The 20,110-nt window shown below is 59.7% G+C and carries 21 protein-coding genes; 20 read left to right on the top strand and 1 reads right to left on the bottom strand.

The genetic code is table 11. From position 1 onward, the window contains the following. Positions 1-6: 6 nt before the first annotated feature. The 11 genes from Q1W70_RS25965 (at position 7) to Q1W70_RS25915 (ending at position 10,505) form a co-directional block, all read left to right on the top strand. The gene (locus Q1W70_RS25965; protein ID WP_302098334.1) at positions 7-744 is read left to right on the top strand and encodes a hypothetical protein; all 738 of its coding nucleotides are present in this window, start codon (positions 7-9) and stop codon (positions 742-744) included. Positions 745-747: 3 nt separating this feature from the next. Beyond that, complete coding sequence (locus tag Q1W70_RS25960) at positions 748-1,725, top strand: major capsid protein (protein ID WP_302098333.1); 978 nt, start codon at positions 748-750, stop codon at positions 1,723-1,725. A gap of 54 nt (positions 1,726-1,779) precedes the next feature. Continuing rightward, the gene (locus Q1W70_RS25955) at positions 1,780-2,085 is read left to right on the top strand and encodes a HeH/LEM domain-containing protein (RefSeq protein WP_302098332.1); all 306 of its coding nucleotides are present in this window, start codon (positions 1,780-1,782) and stop codon (positions 2,083-2,085) included. Between the two features lie 10 nt (positions 2,086-2,095). After that, positions 2,096-2,473: a hypothetical protein gene (locus tag Q1W70_RS25950; RefSeq protein WP_302098331.1), complete on the top strand. Its 378-nt coding sequence runs from the start codon at positions 2,096-2,098 to the stop codon at positions 2,471-2,473. 2 nt (positions 2,474-2,475) lie between these two features. Beyond that, complete coding sequence (locus Q1W70_RS25945; protein WP_302098330.1) at positions 2,476-2,841, top strand: glutamate 5-kinase; 366 nt, start codon at positions 2,476-2,478, stop codon at positions 2,839-2,841. Positions 2,842-2,843: 2 nt separating this feature from the next. Continuing rightward, the gene (locus tag Q1W70_RS25940; RefSeq protein ID WP_302098329.1) at positions 2,844-3,221 is read left to right on the top strand and encodes an HK97 gp10 family phage protein; all 378 of its coding nucleotides are present in this window, start codon (positions 2,844-2,846) and stop codon (positions 3,219-3,221) included. Next, the gene (locus Q1W70_RS25935) at positions 3,221-3,616 is read left to right on the top strand and encodes a phage tail terminator-like protein (RefSeq protein WP_302098328.1); all 396 of its coding nucleotides are present in this window, start codon (positions 3,221-3,223) and stop codon (positions 3,614-3,616) included. Before Q1W70_RS25940 ends, Q1W70_RS25935 begins: the two co-directional genes overlap by 1 nt. Before the next feature lie 60 nt (positions 3,617-3,676). Further along, positions 3,677-4,846, top strand: coding sequence for a phage tail tube protein (locus Q1W70_RS25930; protein ID WP_302098326.1), 1,170 nt, complete (start codon positions 3,677-3,679; stop codon positions 4,844-4,846). 47 nt (positions 4,847-4,893) lie between these two features. Further along, a complete protein-coding gene (locus Q1W70_RS25925) occupies positions 4,894-5,409 on the top strand; it encodes a phage-derived protein YdaY family protein (protein WP_095169198.1) in 516 nt (171 codons plus the stop codon). A 462-nt stretch (positions 5,410-5,871) separates the two neighbouring features. Then, on the top strand, positions 5,872-9,999 hold the full coding sequence (locus Q1W70_RS25920) for a tape measure protein (protein ID WP_302098325.1): 4,128 nt from the start codon (positions 5,872-5,874) through the stop codon (positions 9,997-9,999). A 38-nt stretch (positions 10,000-10,037) separates the two neighbouring features. Further along, the gene (locus Q1W70_RS25915; RefSeq protein ID WP_302098324.1) at positions 10,038-10,505 is read left to right on the top strand and encodes a hypothetical protein; all 468 of its coding nucleotides are present in this window, start codon (positions 10,038-10,040) and stop codon (positions 10,503-10,505) included. 6 nt (positions 10,506-10,511) lie between these two features. Here the strand turns inward: Q1W70_RS25915 and Q1W70_RS25910 are convergent, their stop codons facing one another. Then, complete coding sequence (locus Q1W70_RS25910; protein WP_302098323.1) at positions 10,512-10,715, bottom strand: hypothetical protein; 204 nt, start codon at positions 10,713-10,715, stop codon at positions 10,512-10,514. Positions 10,716-10,858: 143 nt separating this feature from the next. On the opposite strand from Q1W70_RS25910, the gene Q1W70_RS25905 reads away from it, so the two are divergent. The 9 genes from Q1W70_RS25905 to Q1W70_RS25865 all read left to right on the top strand — a co-directional run bounded on the left by Q1W70_RS25905 (position 10,859) and on the right by Q1W70_RS25865 (position 20,054). Continuing rightward, positions 10,859-11,341, top strand: a complete 483-nt coding sequence (locus tag Q1W70_RS25905) for a DUF1833 family protein (protein ID WP_302098322.1) — start codon at positions 10,859-10,861, stop codon at positions 11,339-11,341. Positions 11,342-11,343: 2 nt separating this feature from the next. Next, entirely contained in the window at positions 11,344-11,721 is a 378-nt protein-coding gene (locus Q1W70_RS25900; protein ID WP_302098913.1) for a hypothetical protein, read from the top strand. Beyond that, positions 11,718-14,795, top strand: coding sequence for a host specificity factor TipJ family phage tail protein (locus tag Q1W70_RS25895; RefSeq protein ID WP_302098321.1), 3,078 nt, complete (start codon positions 11,718-11,720; stop codon positions 14,793-14,795). The genes Q1W70_RS25900 and Q1W70_RS25895 overlap by 4 nt, the downstream gene beginning before the upstream one ends. A 327-nt stretch (positions 14,796-15,122) precedes the next feature. Beyond that, the gene (locus tag Q1W70_RS25890; protein WP_302098320.1) at positions 15,123-15,284 is read left to right on the top strand and encodes a hypothetical protein; all 162 of its coding nucleotides are present in this window, start codon (positions 15,123-15,125) and stop codon (positions 15,282-15,284) included. Positions 15,285-15,356: 72 nt separating this feature from the next. Beyond that, positions 15,357-17,270, top strand: a complete 1,914-nt coding sequence (locus tag Q1W70_RS25885; RefSeq protein WP_302098319.1) for a hypothetical protein — start codon at positions 15,357-15,359, stop codon at positions 17,268-17,270. 15 nt (positions 17,271-17,285) lie between these two features. Next, a complete protein-coding gene (locus Q1W70_RS25880) occupies positions 17,286-18,020 on the top strand; it encodes a hypothetical protein (protein WP_302098318.1) in 735 nt (244 codons plus the stop codon). A 99-nt stretch (positions 18,021-18,119) separates the two neighbouring features. Beyond that, complete coding sequence (locus Q1W70_RS25875; RefSeq protein ID WP_302098316.1) at positions 18,120-18,629, top strand: glycoside hydrolase family 24 protein; 510 nt, start codon at positions 18,120-18,122, stop codon at positions 18,627-18,629. Between the two features lie 10 nt (positions 18,630-18,639). Next, the gene (locus Q1W70_RS25870) at positions 18,640-19,110 is read left to right on the top strand and encodes a DUF1353 domain-containing protein (protein WP_302098314.1); all 471 of its coding nucleotides are present in this window, start codon (positions 18,640-18,642) and stop codon (positions 19,108-19,110) included. Between the two features lie 149 nt (positions 19,111-19,259). Then, a complete protein-coding gene (locus Q1W70_RS25865; RefSeq protein WP_302098313.1) occupies positions 19,260-20,054 on the top strand; it encodes a DNA adenine methylase in 795 nt (264 codons plus the stop codon). Positions 20,055-20,110 lie beyond the last annotated feature (56 nt).

Genomic DNA, 20,110 nt, shown 5'->3' with positions numbered 1-20,110 from the left:
TACCAAGTGGCAGACGAAAATCAGATTGATCTTGAAGACCCGGTGGTTCAGACCGCCATTGCAGCAGCTGTTGAGGCTGCAACCCAGGGTCTCAAGAACAAAAACACCGAGCTGCTTGGCTCGCTCCGGACCGCCAAAACTGAACTGGACGGTTTCAAGACCCAGTTCGAAGGCCTGGACATCAACGCGGTCAAGGCCTTGCTCACCAAGGTCGGCCAGGATGAGGAAACCCGTTTGCTGGCCGAGGGCAAGCTCGACGAGGTTATCACCAAGCGTACCGAGCGCCTGCGCACCGACTACGACGCCAAACTGGCTGCCGAGAAGGGCCGCGCCGATAAGGCTGAGGCCTTCGCTGCCAAGTACAGCGACAAGGTGCTGGCCGATTCCATCCGCGCTGCCGCCATCAAGGCCGGCGCGCTGCCAGAGGCTGCCGAGGACATCATCCTGCGCGCCCGGGGCACTTTTAAACTCAGCGAAGACGGCGAGGCGATCGCCACCGACCGTGACGGCGAGGTCGTTTACGGGAAGGACGGGAAAACCCCGCTTTCGCCGCTCGAATGGGCGGAATCGCTGCGTGAAACAGCTACACACCTGTGGCCAAGGGCTCAGGGCGCCGGACAGGTCGGCGATCAAGGTGGCAAGGCCACGAAAAAGTGGGGCGAGTACACGGAGACCGAGCGCGCTGCCATCGCCCGTGACAACCCCGAGCTCTTCAAGAAAATCCAGGCCACCAAAGGAACCTAATCCATGGCAACTACCCAACTGACCGACATCTTCGTCGGCGATTACTACGCCTCCCTGGCGCCGGTTAACAGCCCGGAAAAGACAGCTGTTTACGAGTCGGGCATTGTGACCCGCTCGCCTGTGCTGGACGCAATTGCCTCCGGCAGCCAGGGTACCGCTGAGATCAGCTACTGGCAGGATCTCAACGCTGATGAAGCGCCGAACATCAGCAACGATGACCCGAACGACCAGGGCGAAGTCGGCAAGGTCACCCAGGACAGCATGCGTGCCCGCGTCCTCTACCTCAACAAAGGCTACGGTGTCACGGACCTGACCGCTGAGCTGGCGAACACCGAGCCTCAGCAACAGATCCGCAACCGCTTTGGCACCTACTGGACCCGCCAGTGGCAGCGTTACACCTTGGGCGCGGCTCGCGGCATCATCGCCTCGAACATTGCGAACAACGGCGGTGATATGGTCATCGACGCAGGCCCGACCATCAGCGCGAACGCCTTCCAGGATGCAGCGTTCACCGCCGGCGACGCAGCCGACCAGTTCGGCGCGATCGGCGTGCATTCGGTGGTGATGAACCAGATGGTCAAGCAGGACCTTATCGAGTACCTGCGTGACTCCGAAGGCAAGATCATCCTGGCTACCTACCTGGGTAAACCGGTGTTCATGGACGATGCACTGGTGTACGGCGCAGGCAAGTACCTGTCCGTGTTCTTCGGCCAGGGCGCTTTCGGCTACGGCGAAGGTACGCCGAAGATGCCGGTAGAGCTGGAGCGTAAGCCGGGCGGCGGTAACGGCGGCGGCGCCGAGGTTCTGTGGGAGCGGAAGACCTACATCCTCCAGCCTGCCGGCTTCAGCTGGAAGGGGGCCGAGGCACAAAACCTTAGCCCGACCGCAACCCAGTACGCCGCTGCCGCGAACTGGCAGCGCGTGTTCAGCCGCAAGCAGGTCCCATTCGCTGCTGTCATCAGCGGGACTACCACGCCGTAATTCGGCCCACACAGCCTGGCGTCTGTGCGGCGCTGGGAGCTTTTGAGGTGACTCATGAAAGTGATCTACACGGACAAGCCGGGCAATGAGCGCGGCGTCTGCTATCGCCTGCTGAGCGAATTCTTCGGTGTCATCGGCTCCGCCACCGATGTGGTCGTCGATGGCGACGCCCCGGATATCTTCGATGCCTACCAAACAGCCGGAATCAAGGTCTCCGATAGCAGGGAGAAGGAGGCCCCGGAAACCGACCCTTTGAAAATGAAGGTTCCCGAGCTGAAAGAGTGGCTGACCGCCAAAGGCATTGCCTTCGACGCGACCGCCAAGAAAGAAGACCTGCAGGCCCTGGTGCCGGCGGAATAAGGACAAGCACATGACCGATTTCATCACCGTCGCCGATGTTGACACCCAGCTCGGTCCTGACTGGGCCGGTACCGGTGATCCGGTCCTTGCTGTGACCATGGCCAATGCCTGGCTCATGGCCAAGATTAATCGCCCCGTTGCCGATCCGACGCCCGATGCCGTGAAGTTAGCCGGCGCACAGGTAGCGAAAGAGGCGGCGGCGGGCAATTTGTACAAAGCCACCCAGAAGGAAGTGCTGAGCAAGACGGTGTCCGCAACTTCGGGTACGTCGGTCAGCAAAACCTACGCGGAAGGCTCCACCGATTTGTCTGCCGGCGAGAACTTCGCGCTTGCTCTGCTCGTGCCGTGGACCAAGCGTTCCGGCGTGATGATGCTCAAAAGGATCTGACCATGGGCATGCGCGATGATATTCAGTCCGAACTGGCCGAAGCTTTCGATGACGATCTGGCCGATGCTGTAAGCCAGGTCACCGGAAGCTACACCGGGCCGGGCGTCTTCGATCCTTTGACCGAGACGACTACCGCAGAAACGATCGTCTACACCGGTCGCGGGGTTATCTCTGGCTTCAAGGTTGAGCGCATCGACGGCGCCAACATCAAGTCCGGGGACGCCCGCTGCGTCATTCTCAGCAATGAAATCAGCGCAGTTCCAGACGTTGGACACAGATTCAGCGCTGACGGAACGAACTACACCGTCCATTCGGTGAGCCCCGACCCTGCTGGGGCAACCTACCAACTTCATCTTCGGAGGGCGTGAGCATGGCTAGAGGATGGAACGTGCCGCCAAGTTTGTTCATGGGGGTGGTAGAGCAGGACTTATCGAAAAGGATCAGGACCATCGCGATTCAGCTGCTCAACGAGGTGACCATGCGAATGCCGGTTGATACCGGTCGGGCTCGAGCGAATACCATCGTGAGTATCGGCTCGCCGGTTTACCAGGTCCTGGATCGCTATGACAAGTCGGGCGGCAACACGATCATGGAGGGGGTAACCCGCCTGACAGGTCTTGAGCCCTATACCGTCGTCTACTTGCAGAACAATCTGCCCTACATCGAGAAACTGGAGGACGGCCACTCGAAACAAGCCCCTATAGGCATGTTCGGCGCGGCATTCAATAGCGTGGCGAGGTCCAATTAATGACCTTCGAACAGATCCGAGACATCGTCATCGTCCGCATGAAGCAGTGGACCGGCATCCCACCGGAAAACGTCGATTACCCAAACAACGAAGTGTTTGACTCGTCCGGGAAAGCCATATGGGCGCGCATGGCGAGCATCACAGGGCCATCCAGTGCGCCCGAGGTCGGCCTGACTGCGCATGTGCGCCAGACCGGCATCATCATCATTCAACTCTTCGTGCCGAACTACACCGGCACCCTGGCCATTACCAAGGCCGCTGACACGCTGGTCGAGCAGTTCCAGTTCTTCAGCCAAGACGGCTTCGACTGCTTTGCCGCGTCGGCAGCCACCCTTGGTGACGACGGGCTGGGCTGGTACCAGGTGAATATCCAAATTCCCTACCGGGCGCACTGAGCCCACCCACTCACCGCCAACAGGCGGTTTTTTTACGCCTATCGATAGGAGCAGCACCCCATGAGTTCAGGCGCCAAGAACAGAACGGCCTACGTCGAAGAGGTGACGCAGGGCGTGACTCCGGCCACAGGCTGGAAAGAACTGATCCGCACCTCGTATGGCTTGGGCCCGACCCAGAACACCGCCGAGAACAACGAGATTTCCCAGACCCGTATGTCGCAAGGCACGTCGGCGACCACCGTTGATGTCGCTGGTGAGATCGGTCAGAAGTGGCGCTATGGGGGCGCGATCGACGACTTCCTCGAGTCTTGCTTCGGCAGCCGCTGGGCTGGAAACGTCCTGACGATGGGTGATGAGCGCATCAGCTACTCCCTGGCATCGTTCGCCAGTGACGTTTTGGTGTCCTCGATCGCTCGCGGGGCCCAGGTCGCCAGCATGGCTTTCACCTTCGGTACTGATGACGACATCACCATCTCCACCAACCTGACGGCGATTGGCTGGGAAGGGAAGGTTGACGCTACCCCGTATTTCGCCAGCGCTGCGCCCGAGGCGAATGCCGACCGCTTCAACTTCAAGAACTTCACCAGTCTGACCCTGGACGGCGTTGAAGCCACACCGGAAAGTGGCACCTGCATCAGTGCCATGGACCTGACGTTCGACAACAACGTCCAAACCCAGCGCTGCATCAACAACGGCGCATTCGTTGGCAACGTCATCCCCACGATTTTCGGTGCTACCGGCTCGATCACCATCGCGTGGTCCGCTGCATCGTACGCACTGTGGATCAAGCAGCAGACCGGCGGCTCGATCGCGCTGAGCTTCACGCTTGAAAACGGCGACGGTCGTTACACCTTCAACTTGCCGGAGATGGAGGTGAACGGTGATTGGCCGGACGGCGCAGCCACCGACGTAATCGAGGTTCAGTTGAATGTGGCCGCGCGCCGCACGCCGCCGACCATCACCCGGGCGCCGTATGTGGCACCTACCAGCGTTGCGATCGCCCCAGCCACCGTGTCGATTGCCGTCGCTGCCACCCAGCAGTTGACCGCAACCGTCAGCCCTGCCGGAGCTAGCCAGGCGGTCACCTGGTCGATCAGCGATCCGACCAAGGCAACCATCTCACCGTCCGGTCTGGTCACTGGTATCGCCGCCGGCTCGGCCGTAGCGACTGCCACCAGCGTGTCCGATCCGACCAAGACGGTAACCCGCAACATCACCGTCACCGTTTAAATCTCACGACCGCCGCCCTGTAGTCGGGGCGGCCACAAGGATTCCGCATGGCCTTCATTCTGAAGAAGAAAGACCCGATGGACACACTGTCCACCCGATGGATTGAGCCGGCCCCGGGTCTGCGCCTGTTGGTTGGCTCCTCGGCGAGATCCGGTTACACCAGCGACTTTCGCCAGATTCAGCGCCACCTGGAATTTGCCTCGCGCCAGATGGGTGTTGGAACTGAAGAGTTCGACATCCTCAAGAAGTCCCCGCTGGAGATTCCAGACCCGGACATTCTGTTCGTTGAGCTGGCGTGCAAGCACCTGATCCTGGATTGGGAAGGCGTGGCCGAGGCGGAAGACCCAGGCACTCCGGCTCCATATACCGCTGAGCGGGGTGTCGTGCTGATCGAGCAGATGCCTGAGGTTTACTTCCTCGTCCTGCAGACCGCCAACGCCATTGCTCTACGTCAGAAGGAGCAGGTGGCCGACACAGTGGAAAAGCCCTTGCCGCCTACCGCTGGGCAGCCGAGTGGGCGGGCCCGGAAAACGACCGCAAAAGAAAAGTCCGCGAAAAGCTGAGAATCGATATTCCTGAACCGCCAGAGGCGGACGGGGTAACGGCTGACATTCTTCAGGCCTATTACGTCGTCAGCCGAGGTCGTCAGTATGTCGGCATGAACGGGGCGCCCGCACCTCTCTCTGTCGGAGCGCTGAACGATTACCTGGCAGCCTACGGTGAGCAATACGCCCGCGAAGAGTTCGACGCAGTGATCTTCGCTCTCGACGATGATTTTCGTGACCGATGGGCAGTGAAAAACAAGCCCGAAGAAAAATAGCTAAACGCTTGTCGGACCTGGTGGACGAAGAGCTAAACAAGACCAGCTTCGGCGGGTTTGTCAATTGTGGAGAACGTCATGTCTCAGCAGTCCAGCCGCTTGGATATCATCATTGATTCGCGGCAGGCTCAGCGTAATGGCGAGCAACTGCGGATTACGCTCAACAACCTGGTAGTGGTTGGCGACCAGACAGCTCGCGCTATGGATGGGGCTGGCACAGCAGCCAGAGCAGACTGGCGCTGCGTTCGCAGCCCTTGGCGCCAGTCGCGTGGTGAGCGAGATTATCCGACTGAGCGATGCTTTCAAGTCCATGCAGGGCTCTCTGGCGCTAGTTAGCTCGTCTAATTCGGTAGCGAGCGATTCTTTCCAGAAACTGCTGACGATGGCGAACAACACGGGCAGCTCGCTGGAGTCGACTGTTTCGCTGTATACCCGGCTGGCCAATGCCACCCGGGGCGCTGGCTACACCACGGAGCAATTGCTTGGCGTGACCGATGCTATCAACAAGGCATTCGTAATTTCCGGCGCCACCATGCAGGAGGCATCGAACGCCGCTATTCAGCTGTCGCAGGGCCTCGCTTCTGGCACGCTACGTGGTGAAGAACTGAACTCCGTCATGGAGCAGGGGCCGCGCATCACCCGTGCGCTGGCTGAGTACCTGGGCGTCACCAACGGCCAGATCCGCCAGATGGCGGCCGACGGCAAGATCACTGCCGAAGTGGTCACCAATGCATTGCTCAAGTCGCTGTCGTCACTGAATGGCGAGCTTGAGCGCATGCCGCGCCGGTTCGAGCAGGCATCTACGGCGCTCAAGAACAACTTCCTGGCCGCTGTCGGCCAGATCGACATCAATCCACTGATCAGTTCCGTCGATGCGCTGGCTGATTCTTTGGCAAAGCCAGAAGTCATCAGCGGCATTCAGTCCATCGCGACCGGCCTCGGCAATGTCGTTGCTGTGGGCGGCACCGGCCTGAAAACCGTGGTTGCCAATACCGATGCGCTGATGGCGATCACGGGGGCCTATGCTGTAAAGGTCGGAGTTGGTTTGGTCAGCTCGCTTGCGCTGGCGGCCAAGGCTCGCCTGGCTGACACCGCGGCGGCTCATCAGCAAACAATCGCCTCAAGGCAGGGCGAGGTTGCCGCAGTAGCCGAGGCTCTTGCACTTCAAAGCATCGTGGTCGCCTCGACCGAAGCTGGTCTTGCTCGCGCGATCTATGCTCGCAGCGAGGCAATGGCGGCTACGCAGTCTGAGCTTGCAAATGTTAGGCAGATGAAATCTGGTCTCGCCCTGGCTACGCAGGCGGAAGCTCTTTCGGTTGTGCAACTTCAGGCTACAGCATCCCAGCTGGCTTCGGATCGTCAGCTTGAAGTCTCAAGGATGCAGGCGCAGATCAATACAACAGGCCTCGCCGCATCTCACTCGAGGCTTGCCGAAATTAGGATTGCTGAGGCAGCTATCACTACTCAGCTTGCGGCTGCTGAAGTGCGACTGTCCGCCGCCCAGCTCGCCGCAACAGAAAGCGTGACTGCCGCTCAGGCAAGGCTGGCTGTAGCTCGACAGGCCGAACTGGCGACTGGCGCGGTAGTTGGGCAGCAGACGGTCGCGCTGAACGCAGCGCGAACTGAAGGTGCGGTAATTCTTGGGGCTCAGACGGCGGCCCAGAACGCGCTGAACGCAGCCGAGTCGCGCGGAGCAATGACTCGCACGGCTGGGGCAGCCGCCATGGCGGCACTGGGCGGGCCGATGGGGCTCGTAACGCTAGGACTTGCAGCATTGGCAGGCGGGGCGATCTACCTCGCCTCCAGCAACGATACCGCGACGAAATCGTTAATCGATCAAGGCCTGGCGCTGGATGATCAGGTCGAGAAGTTCAAGCGCCTGAATGCCGAGCAGCGGCAATTCCAGGCGTCTAGCTGGATGCGCGACCAGAAGAAGGAGGCCGAGGAGGCCGCCAAGGCCCTGGATCTGTATCAGGCCACGGCCAAAACCGGTCTGTCCATTACGGGCGCGACGGCTGGCGCGTCAATGCGACAATTCCAAAGCCTGTTCGATGAGGTAAGGAGTGGTCAGAAGCCACTTGCCGACCTGACCACCTGGCTTGGCGACAACACCAGGCTGTCCGCCGAATACAAAACCCAGCTGATTGGCCTGGCGAACACTTACGCCACCAGCAATGAGGCCTCTCAGCGCTATGGCGAACTGCTGGATCGCAGCAAGATCTCAGCAAATTCCGCCTCTGTTGCGGCAACCGGCTTGGCGAAATCGCAGGGCGCGGCGGGCGCCTCGGTAGAAAGCAGCGCGCAAGCCTGGTCAAAGTACATTGACCAACTGACCAAGACTCGCGACCTCGTGGGCGCCAACGCTGCGGCCGAAGCGGCATACACCGCCATCAAGATGGGCGCCAGCACTGCGCAGCAGGCCCAGGCCAAAGCCATCGCCGCCCAGACGGACCTGCTGAACAAGTACCAGGACGCAGTCAAGGAGAACAACAAGGCCGAGCAGGAGCGCCTGAAGGTTCTGTTGGTAGCGAGCTACACCGCCATGCAGGCCGCCGAGGATCTTGCAGCAGCCAAGAAAAAGGCTGACGCAGAAACGGCGAAATCTGCCGAGGACAGCTCGAAGCGTCAAATCACAGCTATAGAGAAGGTCGCTGCAGCCTCCTACGCATCACTGCTTACCAAGCCGGCTGCGCAGCAGAACCTTGGTGGCTATGGGCTGTTGACCAATGGCGGTACTGCACCGACCGCGCCGGTTGTTCCGCGCAAAACTCCGCAGCAGTTGGCAGATGAGGCTGCAGCCCAGATCGCTACCGGCACCACGCCAAACAAGCCCGCCAAAACCCCCAAGGGTCCAAGCGAGAAGGGTGCGTTGAACGCCGCATTGAGCGCCTTCGATGCTCTTTACAAAAAGGCAGACCCGGCAGCGCAGGCTGTTGGAGACCTGACTGAAGCACAGGAGAAGCTGCAGCTCGCGCTTTCGAAAGGGAAGATCACCCAGGAGCAATATGGTGTTGCGTTGGGCCAGGCATCGAGGGATTACGCCGCGGTCATCGCCAAGACGGGAGAGCTTTCCCAGGCCGAGCAATATCGGGCGCAGATCCTCAAGCAGCTGCAGAACCAGCAGGATGCCGCAAACGCAGCAGCCGCAGCGGTTGGCATGGGCTCCGAACGAGCAGGCCGTGAGCAGGAACGCCTGAAGCTGGAGAAGGATACCAACGACAAGCTGCTCGGGCTTCGCACGGAATTGGCGAACGCCCAAGGCGAAAAGCAGCGCCAGGCCCTGCAGGCGCAGATCGACATCACTAACGAGCTGTACCCTCAGCAAGTCGCCATCATGGAGAACGGCTGGGCTCAAGTGGATGCAGCACAAGCCAACTGGATGAACGGGATCACGGCCGGCTGGGACAACTATCAGGCTAAGGTCGCGGACGTGGCCTACCAGACCGAAATGATCATGACCGACTCGCTGGACGTGGTCACGTCAGGCTACGGAAGCGCATTCAGCAAGATGGCACTGGACGGACAATCCTTCGGGGAGGTGACTCGCGGCGTCTTTGACAGCCTAGCGCGGACGGTTCTCGATGGACTCGGCCAGATGGGCGCTCAGTGGCTTGTGCTGCAAGGCATAAAGTTGGCTTTCGGCCAGACCGAACAAGCGATGCATATCGCTCGTATGGCGGGAATCTCAACCGAGATGACAGCGGAGGTTACGAAGGAGGCCGTTGTTACTGAGGCCAAAATCGCTGGCACCGCAACTGCCGAGGGCATATCTCTTGCCTCCCTGGCAAAGACAACCATCGCAAACATAGCGGCAGCTGGAGAGACGCTTGCTGCATGGCTGCCTGCATCGCTGGTCGCTTCTATCGGCTCGTTCGGTGCAGCGGCAGTCGTCGGCGGCGGGGCGTTGCTCGCAGCCTTCGCGCTGATCAAGGGCTTCTCAGATGGTGGATACACAGGCCCAGGCGGCGTCAATCAGCCGGCGGGCATTGTCCACAAAGGCGAAGTGGTCTGGTCCCAGGCCGATATCAGCCGATTCGGCGGAGTAGCGGCAGTCGAGGCTATGCGCCGCGGCGATGCCATGCCTGCAGGGATCAGCGGACGCGGCTCCAAGTCGTCGTCCGGTGCTACTGGTTCCGGTAGCACCCGGGTCCAGCCGGCAGCAGCGCCCATTACCGTTCAACTGGTAGAGGATGCCAGCAAGGCCGGGAAGGTCGCCAGAACCCAGCTCACCGAAGGCGACGTCATTCGGATCTACGTCGCAAACATCTTCTCGGAAGGTGATGCGCACGACGCCAACCGGGCCAAGTACGGGCTCAGCTCGCAGGGAACATAGTCCCGAGATCAACAAACTACCGACATCAGGGGAATGGCATGAACGAGAAACAAGTTATCGATGTGGCCGTGAGTGATATTTTTGCCGAAGGCGGGAGGACAGACGAGCGTCAGTCACCGGGAGCTTTGCTTTCTTCTGAATGGTCTGACATCACCGCACTGGGCGGCGTCGAGGTAGACGACATTGGTCTGGTGTTCGGTTTTCCCAGAGGGCTGGCGGCGATTAGTCGGGATGGCCGGATTCTTCAAGCGAGTGCGGAGGTCGAGGTGCAGGCTCGCTCGGTCGACGGCGAAGGTCGTGATATCGGGGAGTGGAGACAGCTGCTGACAAAGCACTGGGTCATGGCCAGTCTCGGAGCATACGAGGAGCGCATTACTTTCGCACAGACAGGCTTGCATCGAATCAGAGCTCGCAGCTCTATCGCCGGTGGAAGCAGCGTGATCTGCGATATCACCGTCAAAAAGACCCGGCGCCAGCAAGCAGCTATGCGTCGGGCCGGCGCTTAGCCTTTATTAAGGCTTGTTATTGGCTGGGCTCTCCTCGTTGAGGTTTCGAATATCCATCAAAGCAATTTCCAACGCAGAGCCGAGCTTGAGCAAGGCGTCATGCAGAAGCATCTTGCTGCGATCGTCCGATACCGGTGTGTTTCCGAACTCATTCAACAGGGTTTTGAATTTCTGCAATTCATCCTTGGCGTGCTCATGTCTTCCAATCATTTCGATCTCCTAATGTCAGTTTTGGATTCCACTCCCGTCGGCTCCTACACCAGAGAGGGGAATCGAGGATAGGCCAGGAGGTATCACATTGCCATCAAGGCTGCGGGCTGAGCTCGCGGGGCCGCTGATCTCCGGAGCAACGCATGAGCAACCCCATCAACATCTGCTACGCCTCGGGCGGGCCAATGCCTACCAATACCGTCGAGGCGGCCTGCCCGATTTGGGCTGGCCCGATTCTGCTGTGCGATGGCTATGAAGATCGCGTATTCGGCACCGAAGATTCGCGGGTGCTCACCTTCACCGCTATGGCCCTGGAGCAGGGATTGCCCAGCCAAGATAACAGTGGATTCCAGAACATCCTGCTGGCCCTGGACAACACGTCAGGCGCCGTGCAGATCCAGATTGAGCAGGCCAAGGCCGCCAACGCACGGGTCACGATCACTTGTCGACGATACCTCGATAGCAATCCGTCATACCCGGCAGAGCGCTATCGAATGTCACTGCTGAGCCGGCAGTACGAGTCGGTCACGGCCACCTTGACCTGCGGCCTGTACGACCTGCTCGGCACCGGACACCCGCGTGAGCGGCTAACCCCATCTGTCGCGCCTGGATTGATTTACGTATGAGTCTGCTCAGCAGGTACCTATCAGTCCCCTACAAGGACGGCGCACGCGGGCCTTTGGCCTTCGATTGTTACGGCTTGGTTATTGCCGTGCGGTATGAGGTCTTCGGGCTTCCGTTGCTGCCGTCGCTGGGCGCCGTGGGTAGATCAAGGCTGCGCGAAAACACCAAGGCTTACCGAGCGCTAAGCGCGGGAATGGACGAGTGCCAGCCCGAGCCTGGAGCAATTGCCTCGGCATTCGCTGGCGACTTCCTTGAGCACGTCGGCGTAGTCGTGCACCTGGACGGGCAATTGAAGGTGCTCGACACCAATCCAGGCGGCCCCCGTATTCGCCCTGTACGCGACTTCGAGTCGTGCTATCAACGAGTGGTTTACTACCGATGATTGAGTTCTTTCCGAATAAGCTGGCCGGCTGCCAACCGCTTGCCACGTTCACGACTGATCGTCGCATGTCGCTGGAAGAGTGGGTAATCGGCCAGCTTGAAGATGGCGTGGTATACACCCGCGGCGACGAGCAGCCGATCAGCATCGCTCTCAACGACGAAATGATCCCTCCCGCGCTGTGGCACAAGCTCAAGTTCAAACCGGCTGATCATGTACAGATTTGGCGCGAGCCGAAAGGCACCGACCCGTTCACGATCACCGCGCTGCTTTTCAAGGGTGTGAAGGCTGTCGGCAAGATGCTGATGCCCAAGATGCCCGGAATGCCATCGACGGCAGGCACTGTCCAGGGCGACCCCATCGACGAGGCGAGCGCCAAGGGCAACAAGGTCAAGCTGGGCGACCCGATTCGCCAGCTGGCCGGGCGGCAGAAGCTGTTCCCGTCCTACCTGGCCGAGCCGCGCACCTGGTTCTCCGCTCCGCGCGAGCAGTGGACCGAAATGCTGCTTTACGTCTCGGCGGGCGACGTGGACTTCTCGATCGGTGACGTGAAGATCGGCGAGACTCCTATCATCTCGCTGGGCTCTGACGCCATCTGCAATATCTACCCGCCTGGCGCAGATGTGTCGGGCAATACCGCCTCGATGCTTTGGTACAACGTAGACGAGGTTGGGGCTAGCTCCAGTGGTGGTGCTGGCTTGGATATGACCGTCGCCAGCACTATCACGGCGACGGCCACCGCGTCCGCCTATCAATTCAACGGCAACTCGATCTCGATCCCGCTGGGCGCTGGCACCTTTCCATCTAACTGGGAGGCCGGCCTGATCATTCGCGTCCTGGCCCCATACGAATACACCGTCGTTGATGGCGGCGCCGGTCGTGACATTGTGCGCGGCCCACTGGAAATGCTCGACCCAGTTCCAGCCATGCTAATCGAGACGCAAGGGGCGAACGCCGGCCTGTATGTGGTTAGCTCCTACACTCCGTATTCGCCGGCCGTGCCGCCAACTGCTGGCGCGCCGTCGACCGTGTTGGGCTCCAGCATCCCTGCGCGCTATGACTACGATGTGACGCCTCTGACCTTCACCGTTTCGCTCGGCTCCACCCATTATTCGGTCGCACTGAACACGGCAACGACTGATCTGTCCGGGCTGGTATCAGCCATCAACACCGCCAAAGGTGGCGCACCGTTCGTTGCCAGCGCTTCGGCGGGCAAAGTCCTGCTGACGCAAACTGGTGCCAATACCGGCCAGGCCCTGGTCTCGTCTGGCGGCGCAGACGTGCTCGGCTCAAGCCCGGTCAACACCACCGGAACGGCGGCTACCTCGGGCACGCCTGAGCAACTGGCAGAAATGACCCTGAACTACGACGGTGGACAGCCGGCATCTGGTCTAGCGCTCGGTACTGGTCTTGCAACCATTGGCCCTCGCGGGCTTCGTTATCGAATCACAGCCTTCAGTGCATCGCTCATCACGGTCGAGCGCCTAACTTCCAGCGGATCGACCGACACAGGATGGCCTGGGTTCAACCTGATGGAGACGGTCAACGGCCTGATCACGCTGGACCCGTCGAACCTGGAGGGCGGCTATCGCGGTCCATTCAGCTGTGCGCCAAAGGGCGAGCTGGTCACTGAGTTGGAATGGACGGTGTACCACCCTAACGGCCTGTGCGGCATTGGTCGCGAGGGCCAGATTTATGAGATCCGTTCATTCCATACGCTTGAGTTCCGTGATGGCGACGTGGCCGGTGCTTGGACTGCTATTGATAAAGAGCATTGGGGGGGATCGCGAGATGCCCAGGGCTTCACGTATCGAGCAACCCTGCCTTACCCGATGAGAAACCCCGAGGCGCGGATCAAGAAGCGATTCGTTAGCCAACCCGGTCGCGTTGATCAGGAGAAGCAGGACGATATCAGCTGGTACGGCCTGCGCAGCCTTCGCCAAGTCCGCCCGTCTGCCTACCCGGGCATGACGACTATCGCCCTGCAAATCCGTGGCGGTGATCGGTTGTCGGCTCAGTCGGAAAGTCAGGTAAACCTGATCGCGACTCGCGTCCTACCGCTGCGCTATATGGGTGTCTGGCTTCCGCCTGAGCCTACGCGCGAGATCGTACCGTGGTGCCTGCACGTCCTGAAGTCGCTCGGCTACGAGGATGAGGATATAGATCTGCCTGAATGGGATCGGCTGCATGCTGTTTTCTATGGCGCTGGCCAGACCTACGACCAAGTCATTGACGACAGCAGCACCGCCAAAGATCGCCTAAACGATGCGCTGGCTTGTGGCTTTGCCGAGCTGACCATCAAGAATGGCCTGGTTAGCCTGGTGCGCGATGAGCCGCGGGCAGCATTTGAAATCACCTACGGGCCAAAGACCCAGACCTACTCACCGCAGAACATGACGAAGATGCTCAAGATTGAGGGTCCGCTTCCGTCGATCAATGACTTCGATGGCGTGGATATTGAGTATTACTCGAACCTGACGTGGGCCTGGGAAACCGTTCCGTGTCGCTGGCCGGGCGACGCAGGCCTGAAGGTTGAAAAGGTCAAACTTCCAGGCGTCGGTGATCGTAATCACGCCTATCAGTTCGGCATGCGTCGGCGCGGACACCAGCTGTTCCGCCACGACACCTACTCATGGGAAACCGAACTCGCCGGCATGAACTCGGGTTACTTGAGCTTCTGCGCCGTTGCCAGCGATACGCCTGGGTTGTGCCAAAGCGCGCAGCTTCTAAGCGTTCAGTCGGTCCCTGGAGGCTTTTTGCTTGAGTCGTCAGAGCCGATCAACTGGTCTTCCCCTGAACCCTATAAGGCCGGCATCAGCCGTCAGGACGGATCTCTTTCTGGCCCGTTGCCAGCCAGCAAGGTCGATGACCATCACTTCAGGGTTGCTGACCTGGACTTTACGCCAGATACCAGCATGAGCCTTGAGCTTCCCCAGCTGCTCGTCGGGCCGGCAAGCAAATGGGCCTATCCGGTATTGGTCACCAGTTCATCACCCGCAGGTCTAAACGTGGCACTTAAGGGCATGCCCTACGACGCGCGCGTTTACACCTACGACAACGCAACGGCACCGGCATAGGGACGGAACACGATGCTTTCATATCCAGAAGGCCTGCCGCTTCCGCTTAGGGAGGGTTACGGATTCAAGCCGGCCAGTCCAATTGTCCGAACGCAACTGGCGAACGGGAGGGCTCTCCAGCGGCGAAGATTCAGAAACGTCCCGACCTTGGTTTCGGTTTCCTGGCTCCTAAATGACGAGCAAGCCAAGTTGTTTGAAGGGTGGTGCAAGTGGGGGATCGACTACGCCGATTGGTTCCTGTGTCCGCTCAAGACCCCGCTGGGGCTTTCTCCCGTCAGGGCTAGATTCACGGACATCTACGAGGGGCCGGCTCTATTCGGAGTCAGCATGTGGCGATTCACGGCCACCCTGGAGCTGTTCGAACTGCCAGTCCTGAATGAAGCCGAACTCACTGACCTGCTGGCGGGAATGGATATCAGCGTCATGAATGCTCAACTGCGTAGCTTGCTGGAGCGCTGGTACACCAAGTCCTGGCCCGGCGCGGCATAACCGCTCAATTCGCTGATCACTTTCAATTCTACAGCCCACCACTGAGTGGGCTTTTTTTCGCCTGGAGTAAATATGAGCGGACCATCGGATCTCGCCCGGCTTGCCGTGACAATCGATACAGCGAACGAACTGCTGCTGTCCGAGCAAATCAAAATGATGGACGTTGGCGGCGTGATGAGGCCGACCCTCGCTATGGTTATGACCAACCTGGCAACGCTGCTGGGCGGGGCGATGCCCTACACGACCGTAGAGCAGGGGTTGACTAGAACCGCACCGGGAACGAATTTCAGTGTCCTCTCCAGTGCCGCCGACGAGTATGTGACGGTCTATCGTAATGAGGCAGGGGTGCCCCAAGAACTCGACACATACCCGAACGCTACTGCACTGACGGCAATGCGCGAACTGATCGACTTTAACAGTGGTGGGGATGGTACCGTCGCCTGCTCATTCCTGGATGCCAACCGCTTCACCCTGTTGAAGCTCATGGCAGATGGCGCGCTGGATATGCTGGGCGCGAAGCTGCGCAATGCGGGTGACGGCATGGAGCTCACGGACTCAAACGGGTTCATGATCGCTCGATTGGGCGCCGCCGGGGGAGGTGTCAACGGCCTGTTCACCAAACCTACTGAGCACCCTGGGATCGAGTTTGTTGACGGCCATGGTTTTGTGATCGGTGGACTCAACAGCGCCAGGGCGTTTTTTGGTCCGTCGTCAGGGCCAGCGGCGCACGCATTGCCGCCGTTCGCGTTGCTCGATCAGCAGCTGAGGACCGACATCAAGCAAATCATTGAGTACGGTCAATCGCTGGCTAGAGGCGTCCAGGCGCTGCCGGCTATCTCCCTGACTCAGCCTTTTCAAAACGTCATGCTGGCAAGCGGCGTCAAGGTGCGCGCGGGGGAGGGGACGTACGATCCGTCTGCTTTTGCTCCTCTGGTTGAAAGCACCGGTACCAGCGAAGGTGAAACGCCTGTGACCGGCATTTGCAACGGTGTCACTCGCCGCGCAGTGGCGGCAGGTGAGGCTGTAGATCGCTGGGTTATGGCTGGCATGTCGCCTGGCCGCTCCGGTCGATCGGTGGAGCAGCTGTCGCCGCTGCCGATGGGTATCAGCAACGACTTCGAAAACATGGTGCAGAGCATCGCCGACTGCAAGCGCTTGGCCGACCTTGAGGGCAAGTCGTACTCCGTCTGGGCCTATTCCTGGACGCAGGGAGAAAGCAACTACATCAGCGCTCAGTTCGACGACTCGCCTTACCAGTACATGCAATATCAGCTGTACCTGTTCGACACGCTGACGGAAAAAATCGTTGGGATTACCGAGCAGAAGTTTCGCCCTTACCTGTTCTCGTACCAGGTGGGCGCTCACCGTCGCTACAGCCGCGATGATATGCCGATCGCCCTGACCCAGTGGCGCATCAGTCGCCAGCGTGATGACGTGGTCCTTGCCGTTCCGGTCTACATGTTCCCGGTAGCGTCGGACAACCTGCACTTGACCAATGAAGCGAGCTGGTTGTTGGGCGAGTACAAGAGCCGTGCGATTTACGAAACCATGATTCGGCGCGGTGGCAAGTGGCGCCCTCTGGAGCCCACCGCCGTGGATTGGAGTGATGAGCACGTCGACATTCAGTTCCACGTTCCGCGCGGTGAGTTGGTGCTGGACGCTGAGTTGGCCGCGCTCACGCCGAACTTTGGCTTTGACATTCGAGAGGGTGGGGTCGTGGTACCAGACCTGATCGCTGGCGTGACCATCAATGCGCCAGGTTCAGTTCGTCTCGCATTGTCACGACCGGCCGCCGCCGATGCGATGTTGAGTTATGCGCGAGGCCGTCCTGGCGACGCGGCACATTCCGGTCCTGTATCCGGTGCGCGGGGAAACTTGCGTGACACTCACGGCCTTTACGACACCGCGGTATCGCCCCTGGGCAACACCTTTGCCCTTCACAATCCTTGCGTGATGTTTCAGTACGACCGCAAGGCTGGTTTCTAAAAAGAGGATTTATTGATGAGTGGTGTTCAAGTAGTAGCCAAAGGCGTTGATGCCGAACAATACGCAACCGAGTATGCCGCCCCGGTTCGACGCGGCCTGGAAGGGATTTTTTTTCTGAATACCTCGCTGGAGAAGTGCGCCCGCAACTACGCCCCGGGTAAGTTGCAAGGCAGCATTGTTGGCAATCCAGCACCCTTCCCTGGATATGTCAGCCTGAAAGGAGCCACGAACTACATTCAGACGCAGATCCCGGAAACCACCGAGCTGACCATGCTGGTTATTGCCCGGCAAGTCTCCGACCCGGCAAACCCAGCGGGGATTGCCATGTTTTGCGGTTCATACCTAAGCGGAGCCCTGAGTGGCGTCAGCATGTATTGCCCGATCGTTATGGGTGATCGCCTCTCTGGTACGGCTGGCTTTGGTGTAGACGAAGCCGGTAACAGCAACGTCGTGACCTCTATCACCCCGGTCAATCTGGCGGCATTTGGCCTGTATTCGGTCACCATCTCGGCAGCTGGTGTTACGACCAAGTCGCACACTGCGAACCTGACCAACACCAACACGCAGCTTGTCCCTCGTCGTCTAGCGCCACGAACCATTCGAATTGGCTCGGGCTACCTGAGTTCACACAACGGGGTGAACGATGTTGCCGTGTTCCAGCATCACAGCGTGGCACTGACCGCCGACGAGTTGGCGAAGACCGTCGCCGACCTCCGTGCCTACGCGGCACGCAAGGGCATCATTGTCTGAACCAACGCCCCGTTTCAACGCGGCCGCCTTGAGCGGTTTTTTTGTGCCCGAAATTTGATAGCCCGCCGAGTGCGGTTTTTTTTGGCTTGGAGAAAAGTGATGGCAAGACTTTCAGAGAGCAGGGCAGGGAGCCGCAACGCACTCGCCTTCCTCGATATGCTGGCTTGGGCAGAGGGTACCGGCACATCGCCGGCCACGGCCATGAATGGCTACGACGTGATCGTCACCGGCATCGACGGGAAGCCCGAGGTGTTCAAGGACTTCAGCGATCACCCCTTTGCTAGGGGGCGGAGGTCCAAGGTCATCAACAGCAAGGGCCTGACCTCGAACGCCTCCGGCCGCTACCAGCAGATGCTCAAGGACTGGCCACATTATCGGGCGGTGCTCAAGCTGCCGGACTTCAGCCCGATCAGCCAGGATCTGCTGGCCCTGCAGCACATCCGCGAGTGTCGGGCGCTGCCCGACGTGCATGCCGGCCGGATCGAAACCGCAATCAAGAAGTGCCGGAACATCTGGGCCAGCTTGCCCGGGGCAGGGTATGACCAGCGCGAGCACCGGCTCGAGGATTTGATCAAGCAGTTCCGGCTGGCCGGCGGGACGCTGTCCTAGGGAGGTAGCCATGGAGTCATTTACCGCCCCGCTGGATATCCGTTACGACGCGCACGCAAGCAAGATCCTCGGTGCCGATCACTGGCGAGTCATCACGCCGTTCCGCTACTACCTGGGCGAAAAGTACAGCGAGCAATGGGTCACTGTGCCGGCGGGCTATCTCACCGATGGGGCCAGCGTGCCGCAGTTGCTGTGGAACCTGATCCCGCCATGGGGTAGCTATGGCCAGGCGGCCGTTGTGCACGACCTGCTGTGCGAATACCTGGCGATCGTGGTCGCAGGCGAGTTGGTGAGCATCACGCGTGAACGCTGCGATGAGATTTTCTATGAATCGATGGGCGTGCTCGGCGTACCCAAATGGAAGCGTTGGGTGATCTACCGGGGCGTCAGTGCGTATCGAAAGCTTGCTCGCGTTGAAAAGCCTTCGACCATCCCATTGAAGCGAAAGATTGAGGCGGCCTGGCCGCCTGAACAGAAGTGAAAAGAGCGGCCGAAATGGATGCGTCAACATCCAAGTCGACCACTGTCCCTGCAGACTGTCCCTGCAAGTCCAGCCAAGGCTCCTGCTTCGTGCACAAAGCGGAGCGAGCCTAGTACCTGTTTATCCATACAGTAAAGGTCTTGCAATTTATGTCGAATCCCATCATTCCTTGGATGGGCGGTAAACGCCGCCTGGCCGACCGCCTGATACCTCTTTTTCCACCACACGAATGCTACGTCGAAGTCTTTGCCGGCGGTGCCGCGCTGTACTTCATGCGGCCCCAGGCGGCACCTGTCGAAGTCCTTAACGACATCAATGGCGACCTGGTGACGCTGTATCGCGTTGTACAAAACCACCTCGAGGAGTTTGTGCGCCAGTTCAAATGGGCGCTGAGTTCGCGCCAGGTGTTCGAGTGGCAGAAGATGACCCGCCCTGAAACCCTCACCGACATCCAGCGCGCCGCCCGATTTTTCTACCTGCAGCACCATGCTTTCGCGGGCAAGGTCTCCGGGCAGACCTTCGGTACCGCTACCACCACTCCGTCGATCAACCTGCTGCGCATCGAGGAAAACCTCTCGGCCGCTTGGCAACGCCTGTCCGGTACCTACGTCGAAAACCTGCCCTGGCTGGAATGCGCCGAGCGCTACGATCGAGCGCATACCTTCCATTATATGGACCCGCCTTACTGGCAGACCGCAGGGTATGGCGTCGACTTTCCGTTTGAAAACTACGAACGCATGACCGACTTCATGCGCCGTTGCAAGGGTAGGGTGATGGTCAGCATTAACGACCACCCGGACATCCGACGGGTGTTTGAGGGCTTTCATTTCGAGACGCTGGATATTCGCTACACCACGACTAACCAGCGGCAGGGTAAGGCCGAGGTCACTGGTGAACTGGTGATCATGAACTGGGAGCCAGCGGCGTTGGGAGGACTATTTTGAGATGACAGACTAGGGTAAGCGTTCCGAGACAACACATTGCAAATCCCAGCATTCCG

Origin of the sequence: Pseudomonas kielensis, assembly GCF_030505375.1 — a bacterium.
Lineage (GTDB): Bacteria > Pseudomonadota > Gammaproteobacteria > Pseudomonadales > Pseudomonadaceae > Aquipseudomonas > Aquipseudomonas kielensis.
The sequence above is the reverse complement of the archived record's forward strand: the minus strand, read 5'-3'. Positions and strand labels throughout refer to the sequence as shown.